The organism is Reichenbachiella sp., from assembly GCF_033344935.1.
Lineage (GTDB): Bacteria > Bacteroidota > Bacteroidia > Cytophagales > Cyclobacteriaceae > Reichenbachiella.
Genome location: NZ_JAWPMM010000001.1, coordinates 4,286,479 through 4,309,008, shown reverse-complemented (window position 1 = coordinate 4,309,008; position 22,530 = coordinate 4,286,479). Strand labels below are relative to the sequence as shown.

The window sequence follows — 22,530 nt, the reverse complement described above, 5'->3', positions numbered from 1 at the left end:
AAGCCGAGCTAATTATCGGCCAAGTCTAATTTTTTTTGGTTGCTTTTTTAAAACAGTCGAAAGCACGCTGGTTAGCAAAAATCCAATACCTGCTTTTTTGACTAAACTGTCAGTGGCTAAGTCAAGTGCTGTAGTTTTACTTACTTCATCGTACGACGACTGATAGCTTTCTGCTCCCATTTCTTCGGTTAGTAGATCTTTGTTTTCTTTTATTACATTCAAGCTTTCAGTAATGTAAGATTGTAACATATCAGGGTCTGCAAATTGTAAGGCTATCCACAAAAAGATCGAGTATAAAACAGCTATACTTCCATAAATAAAAAATCCCACTGTCATCCCCTGCCAGAATTCCATCAACCCTTGATTGAAGGTGTCTCTGTATTCTTTGATGCCAAAAAAGATGAATACTGGTATGATGAAAAAGTCGAATACTCTCATCTCCATGAGCGGATTAGATCCAGTCCAATGTTGTACAAAAAACATGGCAATATTAATGACCGCGCCAATAAGTCCGAATTTCAGCGGAACTTTAAATAATGGTTTCATGTGGATTATTCGAAAGTTTGAAATTGATTGCCGTTGATTACTGCCATTACTTTTCCTGTCAGTTCTTGATTGTAGAATGGGGTGTTTCTTGATTTTGATTTGTTGGTCTCATCATTGAGTATCCATTTGACTTTTGGGTCAATAAGCGTGAGGTTGGCTTCCTGCTTTTCATCAATAGTCGCTGGATCCAACTTGAGAATGGTTCTGGGGTTTGCAGTCACTTTTTCTATCCAGACTGTTGGGTCCAATTCTTTACCTAAGGCTAACAAGGATGGAAGCATGGTTTGCAATCCAGAGATGCCAAACCCCGCCAGATCAAATTCTAATTTCTTATTTTCCTCATCCTGTGGAGTGTGTGCAGAAACGATGGCGTCTATCACACCTTCCTGAAGCCCTTTGATCAATGCTTTTCTATCTTTTTCGGTTCGAAGAGGTGGGTTGATTTTAAAGTTGGAATCATAGCTCATCAGATCTTCATCGGTATGTACCAGGTGATGAATACTCACATCGCAGGTGATCTGATATCCTTTCTTTTTTGCTTTTTTGATCAGCTTGATACTCTCTTTTGAAGAGATGTTAGAGAAATGGATTTTTCCTCCTGCATATTCTAGCAGATCAAGATCCCTTTTGATCATTAGGTGCTCTGCCAAGGTCGGCATGCCTTTTAGGCCCAGTACAGTACTGACCGTTCCTTCATTCATAGAGCCGAATCTCGTCAGCAACTGATCTTCTGGTTGGCTAATAAGTAAACCATCGATTTTTTTCAGGTAGATCAATGACTTCAGCATCATATCTGTGTGCCAGATTGGTTTTTCACCATCTGTAAAGGCAATGGCTCCGGCTGCATGGAGGTCCAACATTTCTGTTAGGTCTTCTCCTTTAGTTTCTAGCGTAACTGCGGCGGTGGGGTAAATGTCAGTTAAATAGGCCTTAGACTTTGATAAGACATATTCTACATGCCCTTTTGTTTGTACCACAGGGTCAGTATTTGGCAGGGTAGCAACTCCGGTGAACCCACCTTGAGCAGCGGCTGCGGCTCCGCTGGCCAAATCTTCTTTGTGTTCATTGCCCGGGTCATTGAAATTGACTTTCATGTCGAACCACCCAGGTGTCAGTAGCTTGCCTTTGGCTTCTATGACTGTATCCGCACGATGCTCTTTATTGTCAATGGAAACAATCTTTCCATCCTTGATATGAATATTGACTACTTTATTGTGATGAGGAGAGTGGGGGTCGAGGATTTTGGCTTCTCTGAGGAGTATATTCATTATAAAAATCTTAGTAGCACACTTTCAGCAAAAAGAAATATCAAGGACAAAATTAAGGTATATTTCCATAATTCACGTTGGTGATATTTTTCTTTCAAGATTTTGGAAAATGAGGCTGCGTCTTGAGGTTGATAGAGGTTTAAATGCTTAATTCCAGAAAGCCTCGCTTCGATTTCTTCTATAGGAAGCGTGGAGAGATTCGATTCTTTTTTAGAATGGTTAAACGCAATAGTCGTAAACAGCTGATCGCCTAAAGTCAGATCATAAAACCCTGGTGTCAATAAATATTTAGGCATATCCAAAACCAATTCATTGGCACTCACTCGCTGAGAAGGTATGAGCTCAGCGCCTTCTTTTTGAAGTTTGTACAGTTGGCCATTTGGAATACTATCAACGGGTAGAGTAAGGTTAATGCGATCTACATTGAACGCCAGCGCCTGATGGTTTGTACTGCTTTGTTCTGCTATTCTGTGCATGACAGGTACAAACAGGGCATGTTGATGGAAGTTGGTATAAGGAGCGGCTAGTGGACCAGCAAATACATAAAGATTTCCTTTTTGGAACAGATGACTTAGGAAGGGTTGCCCCGTTTTAGTTTTTAGTAATTGGACATTGTTTGCACTCCATTTGAATGATGCTGATACGTTAGGCATTTGGGTGTCATTACTTATGGATTCAAAAATATTTTCAAAGAAGGGATTTTTTATGTCCGGAATCGAAAGAGGTGACTTAGAAACTGAGGAGTCTCTTTCTAAAGCGAATGAAGCAAATTGGTAAGACGCAGCGTTTTCATTTGGAATAAAAATAACCGTGCTGCCTTTGGTGAGATGTTTTTCAATCTGAGCTTTTAGGCCATTTTCTAATTTGCTAAGTCCATTGATTACTATCAGATCTGCACGCTCTAGCGCCGGATAAGAAATGCTTTCGGATTGATAGGATTCAACACTGAATAAATCATTGTTTTTGTAAACCTTACTTACTGGGCTATCGGCCTGGTTGGACACCTCGACGATATTAATTTGAGCGGCTTGATTGAGAGAGAAATAGTAGTCATTATCAAACGTAATGGGAAAGTCTTCAAAGCTAATTCGGCACCTATTGGTTTTGTTCAATTGACCTGACAATTCAAAAATGACAGTATGACTGGAATTTGCTTCTATGTCAATACTGGTCGTGGCACTTTGTTGATCGTTGATGAAAAACTTTACCTGTAAGTCATTGACCAAAGGTCCTTGGTTTTTGAGTCTTACCTGTACACTGTTTTTTTGATTAGGTACTAAAAATGGATTGGTCAAAAAAACAGTATCGACAGAGATGTTTCGTTGTTCAGGAGTAGCAACAGCGACGATATGGTATTGATTTATTGAATCCACGATAGCGTCAAAGGTGCCTGTGGTAGGTTGCTGGAAGTCCGAAAGGATAAATACATCCTTGCTTTCATTAGGGTCACTTGATTGCAGTTTGGTGAAAATTTCTTTTCCACTTCTCGTCAAATTTGAATATTCAACTTCTGTTAGCCTTTCCAGTGTTTTTGTTTTGGACTGGCTAATACTACTCCCAGGTAAAAAATCATTGGTAAATAAGTTGAACTGAGTTTCCTGAGGGTATAAATTAACCACTTCCTGTGCTACGCCAATAAGCTCATTGAATCCACTGATATCATTTTTTGTGAGGTTCGACAAACTATTAGAATTGTCGAGATAAAGTTGTACAGATCGGTTTTGAAGTCCATTTTCAGAGCCATGGATAAAGGGCTGTGTAAACGTGAGAACAAGAAAGAAGACAAATAGCAGCCGGCAGAATAATATGAGTAAATGTCTCAATCGTAGATTGGAAGAACTTTGCTTCTTGATACTTTCTAGAAACCGAACATTTGAAAAACTTACCTTTTTGGCTTTTCTAAAATTGAATAGGTGAACGATAATCGGAATGGCGAGTGCGGAAAGTCCCCACAAAAAGATCGGGTAAGTAAAGTTCATTGGAGACAAATCTATATTAAAAATTGTTGGTCTTTCGAATTAATAAGAGCCAAATTTTAAATCTGTGGGATACACGTTTTTCACTTGAGAAGGTTAGTATAATCTGAACAGATCTTAACTAAAAATGATTGATTTGGTAGATTGAAGACTATTTATTGGTGTATAACGGTAAAATAGGGAATTACTTAACTGAGTATTTTTATTTGAACAATAGAGTATTTATATTCGTGTTGTTGTTGTGGATTAAGATTTGATTAGTCCTTTTTATTTTGAGTTTTTGACCTTGGGGTTCAGGAGGAGTCTTGAACCCTTTTTTTATGTCCTTTTTTGTAGAAGACATCTCCCACCCATCTTGTCTACGGAGAATTCCAATCTAATTCAAAAAGTGGTCAAAAACGAACACCTATTGTTTCATACCTGAACAAGTTTGGTCAATTGCACGACAGTGTTAAATCCGTAACTCACTGATAGGCAGAGAGATAATATTATGGCACTCTTCTTGGCATACCCTGATCGAACTTGAAATTATAATGAACTAATGGATAAGAAGATTAAAAAGAAAAAATGGACAGTAGGGAAGATATCATCCATTTCCTTCGGAGCACTATTTGTCTCTTTTGTATTATACAACTTCATCTTTGCGGATAAAGGATCTAAACTCAATGTATCAGCGGAGAAAATCAATGTTTCGGATGTGGTAAAGGGTCAATTCAGAGAATTTATACCTGTAGATGGGAATGTGATGCCTATCAAAACCATTAGACTGGATGCTATTGAAGGTGGAAATGTGGAGAGAAAATATCTCGAAGGTGGAGAAATGGTAACTAAAGGAGATACAATTCTTAAGTTAGCTAATAACAATCTGGTTCAGAATTTTGTGAGAGAAGAAACTCAGACCTATAGACTAGTAAATGAGTTGGCCAATACGAAATTGAATCTTCAGCGAAACAAATTTGAGCTCAAAAGAAGATTAACTGCACTCGATTATGATATTGATGCTGCTAAAGATGCTTATGAAAGAGGAGCTAAACTTCGTGATGAAAAAGTGATTTCAGAGCAAGAGTTCTTAAACCTCAAAAGAGCGTACGACCGATTAGTAACGAATAGAAAGATTGAAATTGAGTCACAGGCATTTGATCAAAAAGCTACTGAAGCTCAAATTAGACAGACCACTCAAACTTTAGAGCGGACTAGAAGAAACTTGGAGATGATCAAAGGCAATTTGGATAATCTATATATCAAGGCACCAATCTCTGGGAGTTTATCTTCTGTAAACGTGGAGATCGGAGAATCTATCATGCCAGGTCAAAATATTGGTCAGATTGATGACTTGGATGCTTTTAAAGTAAGAGCCACAATTGACGAACATTACATCGCCAGAATATACGAAGGGTTACAAGGAACTTTCGACTTCGCTGGACAAACCCATCAACTCAAAATTTATAAAATATACCCTGAGGTCATTAACGGTTTGTTTTCTGTGGATTTGAAATTTGAAAACGCATTGCCTGAGGATATTAGAAGAGGACAAACGCTTCAAATTAAACTCCAGCTGAGTGAGAACATCGAGGCGGTACAAATCCCAAGAGGAAGCTTCTATCAAACTACTGGAGGTAACTGGATTTTCGTAGTGGACGAGTCAGGTTCGTTTGCAACCAGAAGAAACATCAGATTGGGTCGTCAAAACCCGAGATTCTACGAAGTGATAGAAGGTTTGCAACCTGGAGAAAAAGTGGTTGTCTCTTCTTACGACGGATATGAAGATAAAGACCGACTGGTATTTAAATAATCAATTAAAAAGAACTAAAACATACTAAACAATATTCAAATGGAAAACGCGAATACGCTACTCAGAACCGACGGATTAAAGAAATTCTATTACACTGACGAAATTGAAACAACTGCATTGGCAGGAGTGAACCTCAATGTAAATGAAGGAGAATTTGTTGCCATCATGGGCCCATCAGGTTGTGGTAAATCTACCTTACTCAATATTGTCGGCTTGCTCGACAATCCTTCTGAAGGAGAATTTTATTTCAGAGACGAAGAGATTTCTGACTACAGCGAAAGACAAAGAGCTGATCTAAGAAAGGCGAATATCGGATTTGTATTCCAGAGCTTTAACTTGATTGATGAATTGACAGTATTCGAAAACATCGAATTGCCATTGATCTACTTGAAATACTCTGCTTCTGAGCGTAAGAAAAGAGTAGAAGAAGTGATGGAGCATATGAAAATCATGCACAGAAGAAATCATTTCCCACAGCAGTTATCTGGTGGTCAGCAGCAAAGAGTGGCAATCTCAAGAGCCGTAGTAGCCAAGCCAAAATTGATCCTTGCCGATGAGCCTACAGGTAACTTGGATTCGGCAAACGGCCAAGAAGTAATGACACTTCTGAGCGACCTAAACGAACAAGGTACTACTGTAGTGATGGTAACTCACTCACCGGTAGATGCTGAATATGCGGATAGAGTAATTCACTTGTTTGATGGACAGATCGTATCAGAGAATGTGAATGCTAAGGACAAGGCATTAGTTTAAAATAATTACCAATTCAACTGCTCTATAAGGTAGTCGGTGTTCTGTAAAATGGAACATCGGCTGGCTTATTGCGGCCGAACCCCAGGGACAAGACTCAAACTCAACTCACCCCAAGGTTTACTCAAAGACTTGAAAACTTGAATGAAATGAAGATAGCAATAGTGAAAAGGATGGTTCTATTGATGGTAGTGGTGGCGACTGGTTTGGAGTCTATTGGACAAAATCAGGATTCTACTACGGTTAATAAACCAGCAGAGAAAAAGATATTGACATTGGACGATTGTATTGCCATAGCGATGAAAAATAATATTCAGCTTAAGCAAACGAGAAACAATGCACATATAGCCAAGGCAAATAATTTTCAGTCCATTATGAATTTTTTACCGAATGTTAATGGTTTTGGTAATTTCAGCTTAAATAATGGAACAAGCTTTAATAGTAATATTGGTCAATTTGCTACGGGCTCTAATGAAAGTAGTTTCCTAAGTGTTTCAGCCAACATGGTTCTCTTTAATGGAATGAATAATTTTTATAACAAGAAAGCCACTTCTCTAGCTTTGGAATCAAATGTAAACTTGATTAAGGCACAAGAGCAAACGGTACAAGCTTCGGTTTTGGGCTCTTACCTCGCTGTGGTTTTGGATAAAGAGAATATCAAAATATCAGAGGCGCGAATTGATTTGCTTTCACAGCAATTGGAAAGGGAAAAGAAAAGACATTCTGTCGGTGTAGGGAACCTCGAGCAAGTTTATAATTTTCAATCGCAGTTGGCCAATGAAAATTTAAGGTTGGTGAATTTGCAAAATCAATTATTAACAGATCAATTGACTTTGTTGCAGATATTGCAAATCGAAGTTTCAAGGGATTATGAAGTCGCTCCATATCCATTTGATGAAGAAGTAGAAAGTGTCCTGGAGAAAGAAAAGTATGCGGAAGTTTTAGAAGAGAGTCGTGCTTATTCTCCATCATTAAAAAGTGCGATGGCTAATGCGAATGCTGCACATTATAACTTCAAAAGAACGCAAACTTCAATGGTTCCAACTGTCAGTTTGATTGGTGACTATTCAACGCAGTATTCTTCACTTCTAAGAGATAATGCAGACCAGGTTATTCCAATAGGTGAGCAGTATGAAAACCTGACAAATAAGGGACTTGAATTGAGACTAACTGTTCCAATTTTCAATAATTATAGAAACAAAACAAATACGCAGGTATCAAAACTGAATAAAGAGAACGCTGAGTTACAGCTGGACCAAGCGGAATTGGATGTGACCAATACTGTCCAAAGAGTTTATTTAGATTTGATCAACGCCCAAGAAACTTATAAAGCCGCTGAAGACAACATGGTGGCTTTGAATCAGTCATTTGAATTTGTGAAGACTAGGTATGAACATGGAAACACTGATTTCTATACTTATCTCGAAAGCTTAAATAATAAAAATAGGGCAGAAATAGAACTCGTGAATGCCAAATACAGCATCATATTCAGAAAGAAAATCCTCGATGTTTATAGAGGTTTATTATAAAGGTTAAAACTCAAAACTCCAACTCGAAACCGTCTCTGCAAAGGGGCGGTTTTTTTGTTGTCTATTCCTAATAGGGTTTCTAATGCACATAGAGTAATTTTGCACTTCAATAAAATCCAAAGGCATTGAAGACTAAAGGCAGAAAAAAGGAGAAAGTGAATGTGGTAACATTAGGGTGTGCTAAAAATCTGGTAGACTCTGAAGTAATCCTCACGCAGCTGAAGGGGAATAATATCGATGCCGTGCATGAGTCGCAAAAAAATGATGTGACTACCGTCATCGTGAATACCTGCGGATTTATCGAAAATGCCAAGCAAGAATCGATTGATACCATTCTCAAGTTTGTAGATGCCAAGCAAGAAGGCCATATAGAAAAACTGTATGTCACGGGATGTTTGTCTCATAGATACAAGGATGATTTGGCTAAAGAAATACCAGATGTAGATGAGTACTTTGGTACTACTGACTTAAAGTCGATTCTGGCCAAGTTCAAAGCTGACTACAAGCACGAATTGATTGGTGAACGCCAAATCACCACAGACAATCATTACGCTTATTTGAAAATAGCAGAAGGCTGTGACAGGCCTTGTTCGTTTTGTGCTATCCCATTGATGCGCGGCAAGCATGTTTCGCGTCCGATTGAAGAATTGGTGACAGAGGCAAAGAACCTGGTGAAAAATGGAGTCAAAGAGATTTTACTGATTGCGCAGGATTCTACCTACTATGGGTTGGATTTATATAAGAAAAGGAATCTGGCAGAACTTCTTGAAAAACTGTCTGAAGTGGAAGGTTTGGACTGGATCAGGTTGCATTACGCTTTTCCGACAGGATTCCCTGAGGATATACTACAAGTGATGGCTGAGAAAGAGAATATCTGTAGCTATTTGGATATTCCATTGCAGCATGGTTCGTCAAAAGTATTGAAGTTAATGAGAAGGGGAACTGACAGAGAAAAGACAACCAAACTGCTTAAGAAGGTCCGAGAACAAATTCCAGGCATTGCCATTCGAACTACTATGATCGTGGGGCATCCAGGAGAAACAGAAGAAGACTTCCAAGAACTTATGGATTTTGTGGAAGAGAGTCGATTCGATCGTTTGGGAGTGTTTGCCTATTCGCACGAAGAAGATACGCATGCAGGCACCATGAATGATGATGTGCCAGAAGAGGTGAAAAACGAGCGAGTGGATGCTTTGATGGAATTGCAGGAGGGCATCTCTTTAGAGATCAACGAAGGAAAAGTTGGCAACACATACAAAACTTTGATTGACCGAAAAGACGGCGATTACTTCGTAGGTCGGACAGAGTTCGATTCACCCGAGGTGGACAATGAAGTATTGATCAGTGCCAAGGATCATTACCTTAGAGTGGGTGACTTTGCCAATATCAAAATTACTGCAGCAGAACCGTTCGACCTATATGGCGAGCCGGTTGTTGAATAATTGAATGGTTTTAAACCATTTCAGCATCTTATTTACAGTCTGTGCGTAAACCCATGCATCTTTTTTATATTTAGAAAAACCTTGACAAAGCATGCAGGTAGAAAAAATTGATCTACGCGATACCCAATCCTTCTCAAACTTCTTTTTAGACTATTTGGATGACAAATCAGTACTGAAAAAATTTTACGGCCTTCGACCAAAAGTGGAGTGTTTTGAGGAGCAAATCAGTAGAAAACAGTTTGCTGATGAAAATAGACAAGTGCTTTGTCAGGTGCTGGAAGAGCAATACGCCAAGATAAGCCAATCAGCTAGCGTAAGTTCAAACCTCGACAGCTTAAAAGAATCAAAAACCTACACCATCACCACCGGCCATCAGCTCAATATTTTTACCGGCCCACTCTATTTCATATACAAGATTGCTACAGTAGTCAATGCTTGTAAAACGCTCAAAGAAAAGTACCCTGCTTACAATTTTGTTCCGGTCTATTGGATGGCTTCTGAGGACCATGATTTTGATGAAATATCGCATTTCAACTTGTTTGGGAAGAAATATCAATGGCAAACTGAGCAAAAAGGGGCTGTGGGTAGGTTCAAGAATGATGGATTAAAAGAAGTTTTAGAATCACTCCCAGAGAAAACGGAGCTGTTCGAGAAGGCATATTTGGAAAATGATAACCTCGCTGATGCTGTTCGATTTTACATAAATGAGCTGTTCGCTGATGAGGGCGTGGTGGTAGTAGATGCCGACCACCCCAAACTCAAAAGACTTTTTGCGCCGGTCATTAAGGATGAATTGCTTCGCAGTCGCTCCAATGATTTGGTAGAAGCCACTAATCGTGAAATAGAGGAAGCTGGTTACTCACCTCAGATTTATTCTCGCGAAATCAATTTTTTCTATTTGCAGGAGGGAAGCAGAGAACGAATTCTTAAAGAGGACAATGCCTACCAAGTAAATAATACATCACTAAAGTTCACTGAAGCTGAAATCCTTTCAGAATTGGATAATCACCCAGAACGATTCAGCCCAAATGTAGTGATGCGGCCATTGTATCAAGAGCTTATTCTGCCCAATCTAGCCTATGTCGGAGGTCCAGCGGAAATGATTTATTGGCTGCAATTGCCAAAAGTGTTTGAGCATTATGAAACGGCCTTTCCTATACTGCTACCTAGAAACTTTGCGCTGTACATAAACGCTGCCTCCATTAAAAAAATGGAAAAGTTTGAACTGTCTACTACTGATATTTTTAGAGATGTTGAGGATCTGAGGGCAGCTTACCTTGCTAAACATGGTGAAAATGAAATGAATCTAAACGGCGAAGTGGACGATTTGAAAGAAGTGTATGATATGCTCATTGCAAAAGCAGAAACGGTTGATGCTTCTTTGAAAGGGTTTATAGCAGCTGAGCATGCCAAAGCAGCAAAGGGACTAGATAACATTGCCAAAAGACTTAAAAAATCTGAGGAGCAAAAGCATGAAACTGCCTTGAATCAGATCGGCGCATTGAAGGAGAAATTATTCCCTGGAGGAGGGTTGCAAGAGCGACACGACAACGTCCTCAATTTCTACCTAAACAACCCCAATTTCATAAAAGAGATTTTACAATCACTCGATGCATTTGATTTGAGCATGCATGTGCTGAAACAGCAATATAAAGCAACTCGTTAGGGAGTTGCTTTATATTTTAGCTTGACGAACTGACTTATTTTAATTCAAGTAGCCAATAAGGATTTTCAAACCACTTTTCTTCCATCAGAACCAAGACACCAGTAGCTTCCAAAGATTCTATGAAGTTGTCCATCATATTGACAAACAGGGCATCGTCGTAAGGCAGCGCAATACCAATAGGCTCGATCGTTAAAGGTCTGTCTAGCATAACCATGCCTTTGTCTGGATATCTCAGCATGGCATAGGCGCAGGTTGGATAATCGGCAACCATGACATCAGATTCGTCTTTAATGATTTTTTGAATGGCATTTTCATAGTTTTGAACCAATTCCACCTTTACATGCTGCATATAGTTTTCAACAAATTTCTCACTGGTAGATCCATCCAATGTCACAACACGTAAGTCAGCATCAATGTCTTGTGGGTTGGTAGCATTAGCCAATGTTTTTTCATTGGTTAATATGGACTTACCAGAGATCATATATGGACCTACAAAGGCTACCTCTACATTTCTTCTTGGAGTAATTGTCATGCCTGATATTACCAAGTCAATTTTTCCCTCTTTTAGATTTGGGAGCAATTCGGCAAAAGACATCTCAACAAATTTCAATTCAAGCTCCATAGAAGTGGCGATGAGGTTGGCCAGGTCCACGTCAAACCCGATCAACTGATCATTTTTGTCTTTCATGGAAAAAGGGGGCTGGTTGCCCGTTAGTCCAACGCGTAGGGTACCACTTTCTATAATTTTAGTGAGTCTTTTTTGAGCAACTAGATCGCTCGAGAGGAGGACTACGATTGCTATAAGTAAGATTTTGATGGTCTTCATAGGTGTGTTCTAGTTAATTATATTTCTTTTTTTAAAGTCTATTATAAGTTGTTTGGCATAGATCCGAGCTGCTTTGCGCATATCGGTAGTTTCTGTGATTTTTGATTGGCCAACCCAAATATTGGCTTCTTCTGGTTTGGTTTTGCCTGAAATATCAAATGCTTTGGTTTCTACTAAATCTACCACGCTGGTAGAATAATACCCGGGATCTGACCAGCCATATCCATAGCCACCGTAGTACATGTTATAACCATAGCCATAGTTGTAATAGTTGTACATTCCATATCCTCTATATCCGCCATAGTAGGTGCTGCCTTGATGATATTGAGTTTCTTTAGACCTGTCAGCTACACTTGCCATAAGTACCAGGTCAAAATCTTCCTGTTTCAGAATTCTTTCAAGATCTTCACTAGAAGAAGGTTGATAGCTAGGAGGAAGGACTGACATGCCATGTACAGCGACATAACCCTCTGCTTCAAAGGCCTTGACGATTTCCTCTTCAAAGCTGGTTCGCGTATTCAGTCGCTTAAACATGCCAATAACCACGATCTTTTTGAATTCGTGTTCTTTAAAGTTAGGGCTCTGCCAGGATGTAAAGCTGGGAGCACAGCCTTGGACAGAAATAATGAAAGGTATGACGATGAGTAATACTCTTTTTGAAAGTGAGCTTAGTTTAGATGGCATGTAGTGACTTTATATCTAATGTATTATTCAACTAAAATAACCATTTGATTGACAATTAGCTACTAAACAATGTGAAGCATTTGTAAACAAAAACGGCAACTCTTAGGAGTTGCCGTTTTCAATGTTTTAGTATTTTAAACTTAAGGCTTGAAATCTATCTTTCTCATTCTTAATGATACAGGAGTGATTTCAGCATATTCATCTTTTCCTATGTACTCCAACGCTTCCTCCAGCGAGAATTTTTTAGCAGGAATAATTTTGGCATTGTTGTCCGTTCCAGAAGTTCTCATGTTGGTCAACTTTTTACCTTTTTGGATATTGATAGCCAAATCATTTGCTCTTGAATGCTCTCCGATTACTTGACCAATGTAAAGGTCTTCTCCCGGATCTACGAAGAATATTCCTCGGTCTTGAAGTTTATCAATTGAATAAGCTGTACCCGGTCCAGTTTCCATGGAAACTAAAGAACCATTCAACCTGCCTGGAATATCTCCTTTGTAAGGCTCATATCCGTTGAAACGGTGAGTCATTACAGCTTCACCAGCAGTAGCCGTCAATACTTGGTTTCTCAAGCCAATCAAACCTCTTGCTGGGATGTTGAATTCTAAGTGCTGCACATCACCTTTAGGCTCCATGATGGTTAGTTCGCCTTTTCTTTTGGTCACTAACTCGATCGCCTTTCCAGAGGTTTCCTCTGGTACGTCGATAACTAAATGCTCTACAGGTTCACATTTTACACCATCAATTTCTTTATAGATTACCTGAGGCTGGCCTACTTGCAATTCGTAGCCTTCTCTTCTCATCGTTTCGATCAAAACTGACAAGTGAAGTACTCCACGTCCATAGACTAAGAATTTATCCTCAGTATCAGTTTCTTCTACACGGAGTGCCAGGTTTTTCTCTGTTTCTTTCATCAAACGATCTCTCAGGTGACGAGAAGTAACAAATTTTCCTTCTTTACCGAAGAAAGGAGAGTTGTTGATCGTAAAAAGCATGTTCATAGTAGGTTCATCTACACCTACTCTTTCTAATGGCTCTGGATTTTCAAAGTCAGTAATCGTGTCACCAATTTCGAAATCATCAATTCCGGTTACGGCACAAATATCTCCGCATTCCACTTTTTCAACACTTCTTTTGCCAAGCCCTTCGAAAACGTGAAGTTCTTTTATTCTTACACGCTTGACGGTGCCATCTTTCTTAGTTAGACCAAGGCTTTCACCTACAGAAATAGATCCTTGGTGGATTCTACCAATAGCGATTCTACCTGTAAATGAAGAGAAGTCCAATGAAGTAATTTTCATTCTTAGTACACCTTCTTTTTTCTCAGGAGCAGGAATAGCTTCTAGAATAGTGTCCAATAGTGGATCAATAGTACCAGTCTCGTTTTTCCAGTCATGACTCATCCAGCCATTTTTAGAAGAACCATAGAGCGTTTGAAAATCCAATTGCTCTTCTGTGGCCTCAAGGTTGAACATCAAGTCGAAAACCTCTTCATGTACTTCGTCAGGACGACAGTTTTCTTTATCCACCTTGTTGACCACTACGATAGGAGTCAGGCCAAGGGATAGGGCTTTGCCCAATACAAATCTTGTTTGAGGCATAGCGCCTTCAAATGCATCGACTAAAAGAATTACACCATCAGCCATACTTAATACTCGCTCAACCTCACCGCCGAAATCGGCGTGACCAGGAGTATCGATAATGTTGATTTTTGTGCCTTTGTAGTTTACAGATACATTTTTTGAAAGAATCGTGATCCCACGTTCTCTTTCAAGATCATTTGAATCCAAGATCAATTCGTTATTGTCTTGTGCTCTTTTTGCATCATTGGCTTGCGCAGCGTAAATGATCTTGTCGACCAAGGTAGTTTTGCCGTGGTCAACGTGTGCTATGATAGCAACGTTTCTGATTTCTGTCATCCTTCTAAAAATTAAAGCGCAAAATTACGTCTAATTAATGAGAAGAACAGGGCTTAGAAGATTAATTCACGATTAATTAAGTAGGTTAAAGTTCCTCCAGCTCGCTATCTATGGAATCCGCAGTAATAGGAGCAGTTACCTTGTTTTTGGGAAATGGAGTATCGAGCGTTTCCGAAGGTGCTTCTGTGGGACTTAAATTTGAGGGTTCAATGGTTTTTTCTATTTGCTCTTCTGTTGCTGTTTTTGCTATAAAATTTTGTGGGTTCCCAACGCTGACATTCCAAAATGGATCTCGTAGGTCATAGTATTTGTTGTTGTACTGAGTCAGCATGATCTTGACTGCATAGTTGAGTCTGTTTAGTGCGTCAATTTGATAATCCTTCCGATTCATCGGGTGAAAGATGAAGAATTTAATGACAGGAAAAGCTTTCTTGCGAAGATCTCCTAAAATGGAGGATATTCGAATCTCACCTGCATCATTTTCAGTTTGCATGCGGTCTAGAGCCTCTTTGCAGAATTGTGCCAGACCATTTAAAAGATCAAAGTATGGCCAAATATCTCCATTTTGCTCCTTTTTCATTTCAGCTACATAGTCTTCACAGAATACCTTGAGGATATTTAACTGAGGAATACATAAGGCAGGTTGGGTATAAACATTGGGTTGCCAGAGTATTTCACGAAAAGTGAAAATAGAAGGAAGCAATTCCGTGTCGTAGTTTTCTTCTTTTTTCAGGTTGAGGATATCTTTTGACTTGAGCTTTGAAATTGTGATGTTGCCTGCGACGAGTTCATAGATCCATTGTTCACCGGCTTTGGCAGTTTTTGGCTCTGGCGCCAATTCCATAAATTCCCAAATCTCGTTCAGATCAATTTTCATACACTTACTTTCAATGATAAAGCGCTCAAACAAATATATCCCAAAGGAGTTTAAATAACCTAATATACGATTTTGATGGAATTTGGTAGAATTGAAATTTTCGTAGAACCAGCTAACTGGACCGGTTCGCCGTCAATATGCGCGATATCGGTAGTAGAATGTATGTGAAGTTTCTTAATGCTGTGAGCCTCACAATATTTTGACCTATGTATACTTCGGTTAAATAATCTTAATAAGATTTCCGGAGTGGCCCAAAGAGGAAATGGTTTTATGATGATCAGATCTATTAGGCCGTCATTGGTTTGGGCATTGGGGGCAATGTAGGCGTTGTTGCCGAATTGTGAAGCGTTCGCAAAACTTATTAAAAAGGCTTCAGTGTTTATTTCCTTTTCATTCGTGATCAATTTGTATCTCTTGGGTTGGTAATTGAAAAATTCTTTGAACGAAAGCCAAGCATAGGAGATGAGGCCGCGTTTACCATACTCATCGAATACTTTGGCAATATGCGCATCAAAACCGATACCGGCCACACACAGAAAAAGCTTACTATTGAGATAGCATGTATCCATTGAATAAATGGATGAATGATTAAGGTTCTTTATCGCATCAATAGTGTTCATGGGGATGGAAAGATGGCGAGCCAGACCATTGCCTGAGCCGCGAGGGATAATGGCCAAGGCGGTGTTGGAGTTGACTATTCCTTGAGCCACTTCATTGATCGTACCATCCCCGCCAACGGCACATACGATTTCAATATTATTCTCTACAGCATATTTTGAATATTTGGTGGCATCATCCTGCTTTTGCGTGTATTCGATTTGATAATTAAATTTTGAACCATCCAGGTATGTATGAATTAAGGAGCCCCAGTCCAACGGTTTCCCGCCACCTGCAATTGGATTGATGATAAAAAGAATATGCTGTTTGTTCATTGTATGAGAAAACCTTCTCAGCGTTGAGATTAATGCAATTATAGATATGGGTGCTAAAACAACCTGATATTAACAAAAAAATAATTTGTAATTACAATATATGTAACAACATATAAATTATTACGTTTATAGAATCATGAGTGTAGAGATAATAAGCAAACATCATCAAGCTCAAGGAGCATTTGATTTTGGTAGGATTAGAGAGAACAAGCCCATAGGATTTCCTCATGAGCCAGGTGGAGCCAATTCTATGTCCAATTTGTTTTATTGGGCTCATGCATGGTCGGATGCTGGAGGATTAATTGATACTCATCCGCACCAGGGCTTTGAAATAATGTCATATGTAATCAGTGGGAAAATCTCACACTATGACACCAAATATGACAGATGGCTAGATTTGAACGCAGGTGATGCGCAGGTGATCAGAGCGGGAAATGGAATTTCTCATGCAGAAAAAGTGCTTCCAGGTGGAGAGTTCTTTCAAATTTGGTTTGATCCTGATCTAACGAAGTCACTTAAAAAAGAGGCTTCTTACTCAGATATTACGGCTTCAGATTTTCCAGTGACTGAAACTGGTAACGGAAGTATTAAAACCATAATAGGAGAGGGTTCTCCTATGAAAATTGATACTGAAGGAGTAGAGATTAGGGAAGTTTCTAATATATCCGGAAGCTGGAAAATGGATTTGGATAGCGACTCTATTTATACGGTATATGTGCTAGAAGGTGAAGGACAAACTGGTTATGGCTCTGTTGTTCCTAATGACTTTTTGGTACTTAGAGAAGAGTCACAACTGACTATAGATTTTTCGACGTCTGCTAAGTTGTTTGTCATACAATCGCCTGCTAAAGTTTCTTATCGGACGTATGCTGAAGGACAGACATTTTAATAAAAAAAGGGATTTGACTATTAGTCAAATCCCTTTTTTTGATGAGAGCTAATTAACTAGCCCCTCTTTCCACCAAATTGAACTGCAAGGCCTAGACTAATGATATTTTTGAATTGCCATTTATCTGTTGCGGTCGATAGGATGTCATTTCCATTGGAATCAACCTCATAAAACTTAATATCATAATCATAGATGATTTGATTATATATATTAGCCGATAGCCAGCTATTGACTTTTAAGTTGAGTATGTTTTCCCAGTTCACATCTATTTTGCCTGGATTGTCCATGTAGTCTGAAAACAGAAGAAGATTGGAAGTAAATTGAACATTTTCAAAAATCTCTTTATTGTAACTGGCCTTCAAACTGGCACCAAACTCAGCACGAAATTTTTCCCCTGGATCTACACCAAAAGCCCCCGCAGCAGAGAGTGAATCGTCTTGTACAAATGTAAATTTTCCAGTGACTGGGCTTAGCGTTAGATTGAAGTTGTCATTTGGTCTCCAATCGATACCAATAGAGGTCATGAGATAACCTGGGGCCATAAATTTGGAAATTGGTTTATTTTGGTTCGGATCCTTTTCTGGGTCATATCCTTCAAGGAATTGAGTTCTAAAATCTACAGTAGCATTATAAAACCATTTCTTATTGTTTGGGATTAACCTTTTGCCAAAACTTGATGTAAGTACTAATCTATCGTCAGCTTTTTGCTGCTCAGATCTGGCTTCTTTAATCCACCCTAAACCCATGTCAATAGTATTCTGCCAGAGTATACTACCTTTTTGATAATCGACTATATAGTTGAAATACACAGATCCCGCTACAGTATTTCCACCGCCAGCTGCCCAGTTGGTGAGTGTAGCTTGAGAAAAATTGATTCCGAACTTACCACCTTTGTTCCAGTAGGTGGTGTCTGTTTGTGCCAATAAAGTTATGGGCAAGGATAGTAGGATAATAAAAATATATGGCTTCATAAAGTTGAGATTAATTATTTTAGATATATCAAAAGGCAAAACTAAAAGAAAGTGTTAATTCTGCTGTATCTGGGGTTAATCATAATTGTTAATCTTTGCATCTTGTTCTTTCAGTATTCTTCGCAATATTTTACCCACGTTGGATTTAGGTAACTCCGATGTGAACTCGACGTGTTTAGGACATTTGTAGCCAGTCAATATTTCATGAGCATGGGCTTTGACCTCCTCCACGGTTAGTGATGAGTCCTTTTTGACAATAAATACTTTAACTGCTTCGGTAGATTTTTTATCAGGAACACCAATGGCACCCACTTCCAATACCTTTTCATGTCTGGCAATTGCATCCTCAATTTCATTTGGATAAACATTAAATCCTGACACCAAAATCATTTCCTTTTTTCTGTCCACTATTCGGATAAAACCATCACCGTCTATGGTTGCGATGTCTCCCGTTTTGAACCATTCGCCATGCATCACTTGGGCAGTATCTTCAGGTCTTTGCCAATATCCCTTCATCACTTGTGGACCTTTGGCACAAAGCTCTCCTGGCTCTCCTTGTTTTACTTCATTGCCATCGTCATCAAGCATGATGATTTCAGTGCTTGGGATGGGGAGACCAATAGTGCCCACACGATCTGTTCCATCTAGTGGATTTGTAGTCAATACTGGAGAAGTTTCTGTTAGCCCGTAACCTTCAGCTAATGGTGCTCCTGTAGTATTCAACCATTTCTCAGCAACTACTTTTTGAACAGCCATTCCTCCACCAAATGCTACTTTCAGTTTTGAAAAATCCAATGCTGAGAACTTTGGTTGGTTAAGTAACCCATTAAACAATGTATTTACTCCTGTAATAACAGAGAACTGATGTTTACCTAGTTCCTTCACAAAGCCAGGCATATCTCTAGGGTTAGTGATTAACACATTTTTAGCACCTAATTTGAACATGACCAGACAGTTGCAGGTCAAGGCAAAAACATGATATAGAGGTAGGGCTGTGATGACCGTTTCTTTTCCTTCTTCAAGCATAATACTCATCCATGCGCAGACCTGTTCGAGATTGGCTACTAAATTTCTGTGGGACAACATGGCGCCTTTAGAAACACCAGTGGTACCTCCGGTGTACTGAAGAAATGCGAGGTCATCACCCGTAACTTCAACACGTTGAAACGAACTAGATTGACCAAGTTTCAATGCATCGTTGAATTTGACTGCATTGGGCAATGAAAATGGAGGAACCATTTTTTTGATTCTTTTTACTACAAAATTGGTGATGGTCTTTTTAAGCCCTCCAAGTAAATCTCCGATTTCGGTAGTAATGACTGTTTCTATTGAAGTATCAGATAGAATCTCTTCAAGATTGCATGCAAAATTCTCAAGGATTACAATGGCTTTGGCTCCAGAGTCATTGAACTGATGCTTCATTTCATCAGGTGTATAAAGAGGATTTGTATTGACCACAACCAGACCGCATTTTAGTGCAGCGAACATGGCAATGGGATATTGCAAGAGGTTTGGCATTTGCAAGGCAATTCGATCTCCTTTTTCTAGGTTCGTGTGGTTCTGTAAAAAAGCAGCAAATTGATCTACCTTTTCATTTAGTTCACTATAGGCAAAACATTTGCCCATGTTTTCCATGGCTGGTAAGTCCTGATATTTACTAAAACCTGTTTCGAATAGATCCGGGAGAGATTTGTATTCATCAGGGTTGATAGTATGAGGTACTCCCTTAGGGTAATGTTGAAACCAATTATGCGTAGCCATTTTGTTTTGTTAATGCGTGAAGATAGTTTTCATCTCTAATCTGGATGAAAACATAAAAATCTTCTAAAGATGCTTAATGACAGTGGAATTATCAAAAAAGTGAATGGTACTTTTAATTACAAATAGGTAGAAATGAAAAAAGTCTGGTAAACCAGACTCTTTCATTAAACAACATTAACCCAAAAATGATAGCTGTAGGAGAAGGATTCGAACCTTCACGGAGAGGTTAGTCTCAAGTTGAGATTTGTCCCAGATCCCCACCCCCGAGAGAGGAGGGCATGGCTGCCTGTTTCATCACCCTACAGTATTAAACAAAAGAACGTCTTTTCGTTTGTTTTGATAATTCAAAGGTAGTAAAACCACTTGAATGTTGAAAATATTTCATAAAAATGAGCGAATAAATAGATATCATTTATTTTGTTGCTACATTTATTGATAATATCGTAATTGAGTGTTGGTTTAGGGTGTTCAAATTGCGAATTATACATCGTTAACGATAAGGAGCGTTGTAATGAGGGTTTTTAGGACCAAAAGGTCATAAATGAAAAAAGTCTGGAAAAACCAGACTCTTTCATTAAACAACATTAACCCAAAAATGATAGCTGTAGGAGAAGGATTCGAACCTCCACGGAGCAGTTAGTCGCAAGGAGCGATTTATCCCGAATCTCCACCCCCGAGATAGGAGGGCATGGCTGCCTGTTTCATCACCCTACAGTATTAAACAAAAGAACGTCTTTTCGTTTGTTTTGATAATGTAAAATTAAGAAAAGCCCTGATATATTAAAAATATCATATAAAAATGGCAAAATATTTACATATCATTTAATATATTATTAATATTGTTGAATAATTAATAAAATCAGTATTGAATCATGCCGAAAAATTATGAAATTGATGATGTGGATTTGAAGATTCTTTCCCACCTCATGTTGGATGCAAAGACACCTTATACTGAAATTGCAAAGAAGGTTTACGTATCTGGCGGTACAGTCCATGTACGCATGAAAAAAATGGAAGAGCTCGGTGTAGTAAAAGGAACAACCTTACAGTTGGATTACTCTAAACTAGGCTTTGATGTAACTTGCTTCTTAGGGATTTATTTGCAGAAGAGTTCACTCTATGATACAGTGGTAGATAAATTAAGGGAGATACCTGAAATAGTGAAGATTCATTATACCACAGGTAATTATAACATTTTCATCAAAATTCATTGTAGAGACACTAATCATTTGAGAGAAGTGTTGCATGACAAGATTCAGAAGGTGGATGGCATCGATCGAACTGAGACATTTATTTCTTTGGATGAGAGTATGAGTCGCCCGATTCAACTTGGATAAATTTCTCCTGAGTTATTGTGGTTTGAGTCAAGGCAGTTATTTTTGGCTCAAACAGCACAATAATGAAAAAAGCCCAAATAGGAGAACACACATTTGAAATTGATCAGCAGAAAGAGGAATATTTACTCAATGGCCAGTCATTCAAGTTTGATGTAGCCGAGTCAGGAAACGGAGACCTTCATTTTCTGGTGAACAATAAATCTTATCAAACAAAGGTCATATCAATTGATAAGGAAGAAAAAACCGTACAGGTTAAAGTAAACAATACGCCCTATACAGTAAGTGTTAAGGACAACCTGGATTTGTTATTGGCAAAACTAGGTATGGAATCAGTTGGTCAGGCTGGAGCTAAAGATGTAAAAGCGCCTATGCCAGGACTGATAATTGACGTATTAGTTTCTGAAGGCCAAGAAGTGAAAAAGGGAGATCACCTTTTGATCTTGGAAGCAATGAAAATGGAAAACGTGATTAAATGCCCTGCAGATGGTGTGGTTTCTGGATTGCATGCAACAAAAGGTGATAGTGTAGAAAAAGGTAAAATTTTACTTTCCTTATAAATACCAAGTGTCGAATTCCCTCCTATCTTTGTGAAATTTTTGTTTAACACGATAATCACAAATCACCGATGAAGTATAAAAGAATATTGTTGAAGTTAAGTGGCGAAGCCCTAATGGGGGATAAGCAATATGGTATAGATGCTACTAGACTAGAACAATATGTGAACGAAATTAAGGAGGTCAAGGACCTGGGAGTGGAGATCGCAATTGTCATTGGTGGAGGCAATATTTTTAGAGGTGTGCAAGCCGAAGAATCTGGAATTGATAGAGTTCAGGGAGACTACATGGGTATGTTGGCAACCGTGATCAACGCCATGGCCTTACAATCGGCTTTGGAAAAAACTGGGCTTTACACCCGATTGATGTCTGGGATTAAAATCGAAGAAGTATGTGAGCCATTTATCAAAAGGCGTGCTGTTCGTCACCTGGAGAAAGGTAGAATAGTAATTTTTGGTGCCGGTATTGGCAATCCATATTTTACAACGGACTCAACAGCCAGTTTAAGAGCCATTGAAATGGAAGCTGATGTAGTGTTGAAGGGAACCAGAGTCGATGGTGTTTATACTGCCGATCCAGAGAAAGACGCTTCAGCAACTAAATTTCCAAGTATCAGCTTTCAGGATGTTTATGAAAAGGGATTGAATGTGATGGATATGACTGCATTTACACTTTGTCAAGAAAACAACTTGCCAATTATCGTGTTTGACATGAATAAAAAAGGAAATTTGAAAGCTATCATAGCTGGTGAAGAAGTTGGAACTTTGATCTCATAAAACAAAGTTGCTGAAATTATTATCTTTGGAGCAAT

At 38.8% G+C, this 22,530-nt stretch carries 19 protein-coding genes; 9 read left to right on the top strand and 10 right to left on the bottom strand.

Annotated elements, in window-relative coordinates; all coding sequences use genetic code 11:
• Nucleotides 1–12: 12 nt before the first annotated feature.
• The 3 genes from R8N23_RS18555 to R8N23_RS18545 are packed head-to-tail and all read right to left on the bottom strand — an operon-like array spanning nt 13 to nt 3,793.
• Nucleotides 13–546, bottom strand: coding sequence for a DUF4199 domain-containing protein (locus tag R8N23_RS18555; RefSeq protein ID WP_318173101.1), 534 nt, complete (start codon nt 544–546; stop codon nt 13–15).
• Nucleotides 547–551: 5 nt separating this feature from the next.
• The gene (locus R8N23_RS18550; protein ID WP_318173100.1) at nt 552–1,814 is read right to left on the bottom strand and encodes a dihydroorotase; all 1,263 of its coding nucleotides are present in this window, start codon (nt 1,812–1,814) and stop codon (nt 552–554) included.
• Nucleotides 1,814–3,793: a BatA domain-containing protein gene (locus R8N23_RS18545; protein ID WP_318173099.1), complete on the bottom strand. Its 1,980-nt coding sequence runs from the start codon at nt 3,791–3,793 to the stop codon at nt 1,814–1,816. Before R8N23_RS18545 ends, R8N23_RS18550 begins: the two co-directional genes overlap by 1 nt.
• A gap of 538 nt (nt 3,794–4,331) precedes the next feature.
• On the opposite strand from R8N23_RS18545, the gene R8N23_RS18540 reads away from it, so the two are divergent.
• The 5 genes from R8N23_RS18540 to bshC all read left to right on the top strand — a co-directional run bounded on the left by R8N23_RS18540 (nt 4,332) and on the right by bshC (nt 10,969).
• Nucleotides 4,332–5,582: an efflux RND transporter periplasmic adaptor subunit gene (locus R8N23_RS18540; RefSeq protein WP_318173098.1), complete on the top strand. Its 1,251-nt coding sequence runs from the start codon at nt 4,332–4,334 to the stop codon at nt 5,580–5,582.
• A 39-nt stretch (nt 5,583–5,621) separates the two neighbouring features.
• On the top strand, nt 5,622–6,335 hold the full coding sequence (locus R8N23_RS18535) for an ABC transporter ATP-binding protein (RefSeq protein WP_318173097.1): 714 nt from the start codon (nt 5,622–5,624) through the stop codon (nt 6,333–6,335).
• A gap of 146 nt (nt 6,336–6,481) precedes the next feature.
• Entirely contained in the window at nt 6,482–7,861 is a 1,380-nt protein-coding gene (locus R8N23_RS18530; protein ID WP_318173096.1) for a TolC family protein, read from the top strand.
• 125 nt (nt 7,862–7,986) lie between these two features.
• Nucleotides 7,987–9,303, top strand: coding sequence for a 30S ribosomal protein S12 methylthiotransferase RimO (gene rimO, locus R8N23_RS18525; protein ID WP_318173095.1), 1,317 nt, complete (start codon nt 7,987–7,989; stop codon nt 9,301–9,303).
• A 91-nt stretch (nt 9,304–9,394) separates the two neighbouring features.
• Nucleotides 9,395–10,969 carry a bacillithiol biosynthesis cysteine-adding enzyme BshC gene (gene bshC, locus R8N23_RS18520; protein WP_318173094.1) on the top strand — a complete coding sequence of 525 codons (1,575 nt, stop codon included), beginning with the start codon at nt 9,395–9,397 and terminating at the stop codon, nt 10,967–10,969.
• Between the two features lie 34 nt (nt 10,970–11,003).
• Here the strand turns inward: bshC and R8N23_RS18515 are convergent, their stop codons facing one another.
• The 5 genes from R8N23_RS18515 to R8N23_RS18495 form a co-directional block, all read right to left on the bottom strand.
• Complete coding sequence (locus R8N23_RS18515) at nt 11,004–11,795, bottom strand: substrate-binding periplasmic protein (protein ID WP_318173093.1); 792 nt, start codon at nt 11,793–11,795, stop codon at nt 11,004–11,006.
• Nucleotides 11,796–11,804: 9 nt separating this feature from the next.
• A complete protein-coding gene (locus R8N23_RS18510) occupies nt 11,805–12,479 on the bottom strand; it encodes a hypothetical protein (RefSeq protein ID WP_318173092.1) in 675 nt (224 codons plus the stop codon).
• A gap of 140 nt (nt 12,480–12,619) precedes the next feature.
• Nucleotides 12,620–14,398: a translational GTPase TypA gene (typA, locus tag R8N23_RS18505; protein WP_318173091.1), complete on the bottom strand. Its 1,779-nt coding sequence runs from the start codon at nt 14,396–14,398 to the stop codon at nt 12,620–12,622.
• An 85-nt stretch (nt 14,399–14,483) separates the two neighbouring features.
• Nucleotides 14,484–15,275 carry a hypothetical protein gene (locus tag R8N23_RS18500; RefSeq protein WP_318173090.1) on the bottom strand — a complete coding sequence of 264 codons (792 nt, stop codon included), beginning with the start codon at nt 15,273–15,275 and terminating at the stop codon, nt 14,484–14,486.
• A 59-nt stretch (nt 15,276–15,334) separates the two neighbouring features.
• Nucleotides 15,335–16,207, bottom strand: a complete 873-nt coding sequence (locus tag R8N23_RS18495) for a diacylglycerol/lipid kinase family protein (RefSeq protein ID WP_318173089.1) — start codon at nt 16,205–16,207, stop codon at nt 15,335–15,337.
• Nucleotides 16,208–16,343: 136 nt separating this feature from the next.
• On the opposite strand from R8N23_RS18495, the gene R8N23_RS18490 reads away from it, so the two are divergent.
• The gene (locus R8N23_RS18490) at nt 16,344–17,096 is read left to right on the top strand and encodes a pirin family protein (RefSeq protein WP_318173088.1); all 753 of its coding nucleotides are present in this window, start codon (nt 16,344–16,346) and stop codon (nt 17,094–17,096) included.
• Nucleotides 17,097–17,152: 56 nt separating this feature from the next.
• Here R8N23_RS18490 and R8N23_RS18485 read toward each other — a convergent pair whose 3' ends face one another.
• The gene (locus R8N23_RS18485; RefSeq protein WP_318173087.1) at nt 17,153–18,067 is read right to left on the bottom strand and encodes a DUF3078 domain-containing protein; all 915 of its coding nucleotides are present in this window, start codon (nt 18,065–18,067) and stop codon (nt 17,153–17,155) included.
• A 75-nt stretch (nt 18,068–18,142) separates the two neighbouring features.
• Entirely contained in the window at nt 18,143–19,828 is a 1,686-nt protein-coding gene (locus R8N23_RS18480; RefSeq protein ID WP_318173086.1) for an AMP-binding protein, read from the bottom strand.
• An 872-nt stretch (nt 19,829–20,700) separates the two neighbouring features.
• Here R8N23_RS18480 and R8N23_RS18475 point away from each other — a divergent pair.
• From R8N23_RS18475 to pyrH, 3 genes are all read left to right on the top strand, one after another.
• The gene (locus R8N23_RS18475; protein ID WP_318173085.1) at nt 20,701–21,165 is read left to right on the top strand and encodes an Lrp/AsnC ligand binding domain-containing protein; all 465 of its coding nucleotides are present in this window, start codon (nt 20,701–20,703) and stop codon (nt 21,163–21,165) included.
• A 62-nt stretch (nt 21,166–21,227) separates the two neighbouring features.
• Nucleotides 21,228–21,722, top strand: coding sequence for a biotin/lipoyl-containing protein (locus R8N23_RS18470; protein WP_318173084.1), 495 nt, complete (start codon nt 21,228–21,230; stop codon nt 21,720–21,722).
• 68 nt (nt 21,723–21,790) lie between these two features.
• The gene (gene pyrH, locus R8N23_RS18465; RefSeq protein ID WP_318173083.1) at nt 21,791–22,495 is read left to right on the top strand and encodes a UMP kinase; all 705 of its coding nucleotides are present in this window, start codon (nt 21,791–21,793) and stop codon (nt 22,493–22,495) included.
• Nucleotides 22,496–22,530: the final 35 nt, after the last annotated feature.

Excerpts from the sequence above, each read along its gene's own strand:
- bshC (WP_318173094.1), top strand. The coding sequence starts at position 9,395 with ATGCAGGTAGAAAAAATTGATCTACGCGATACCCAATCCTTCTCAAAC.
- R8N23_RS18535 (WP_318173097.1), top strand. The coding sequence starts at position 5,622 with ATGGAAAACGCGAATACGCTACTCAGAACCGACGGATTAAAGAAATTC.
- typA (WP_318173091.1), bottom strand. The coding sequence starts at position 14,398 with ATGACAGAAATCAGAAACGTTGCTATCATAGCACACGTTGACCACGGC.
- R8N23_RS18515 (WP_318173093.1), bottom strand. The coding sequence starts at position 11,795 with ATGAAGACCATCAAAATCTTACTTATAGCAATCGTAGTCCTCCTCTCG.
- R8N23_RS18495 (WP_318173089.1), bottom strand. The coding sequence starts at position 16,207 with ATGAACAAACAGCATATTCTTTTTATCATCAATCCAATTGCAGGTGGC.
- R8N23_RS18555 (WP_318173101.1), bottom strand. The coding sequence starts at position 546 with ATGAAACCATTATTTAAAGTTCCGCTGAAATTCGGACTTATTGGCGCG.
- R8N23_RS18485 (WP_318173087.1), bottom strand. The coding sequence starts at position 18,067 with ATGAAGCCATATATTTTTATTATCCTACTATCCTTGCCCATAACTTTA.
- R8N23_RS18480 (WP_318173086.1), bottom strand. The coding sequence starts at position 19,828 with ATGGCTACGCATAATTGGTTTCAACATTACCCTAAGGGAGTACCTCAT.
- R8N23_RS18530 (WP_318173096.1), top strand. The coding sequence starts at position 6,482 with ATGAAGATAGCAATAGTGAAAAGGATGGTTCTATTGATGGTAGTGGTG.
- pyrH (WP_318173083.1), top strand. The coding sequence starts at position 21,791 with ATGAAGTATAAAAGAATATTGTTGAAGTTAAGTGGCGAAGCCCTAATG.
- R8N23_RS18545 (WP_318173099.1), bottom strand. The coding sequence starts at position 3,793 with ATGAACTTTACTTACCCGATCTTTTTGTGGGGACTTTCCGCACTCGCC.
- R8N23_RS18550 (WP_318173100.1), bottom strand. The coding sequence starts at position 1,814 with ATGAATATACTCCTCAGAGAAGCCAAAATCCTCGACCCCCACTCTCCT.
- R8N23_RS18470 (WP_318173084.1), top strand. The coding sequence starts at position 21,228 with ATGAAAAAAGCCCAAATAGGAGAACACACATTTGAAATTGATCAGCAG.
- R8N23_RS18510 (WP_318173092.1), bottom strand. The coding sequence starts at position 12,479 with ATGCCATCTAAACTAAGCTCACTTTCAAAAAGAGTATTACTCATCGTC.
- R8N23_RS18540 (WP_318173098.1), top strand. The coding sequence starts at position 4,332 with ATGGATAAGAAGATTAAAAAGAAAAAATGGACAGTAGGGAAGATATCA.
- R8N23_RS18500 (WP_318173090.1), bottom strand. The coding sequence starts at position 15,275 with ATGAAAATTGATCTGAACGAGATTTGGGAATTTATGGAATTGGCGCCA.
- R8N23_RS18475 (WP_318173085.1), top strand. The coding sequence starts at position 20,701 with ATGCCGAAAAATTATGAAATTGATGATGTGGATTTGAAGATTCTTTCC.
- R8N23_RS18490 (WP_318173088.1), top strand. The coding sequence starts at position 16,344 with ATGAGTGTAGAGATAATAAGCAAACATCATCAAGCTCAAGGAGCATTT.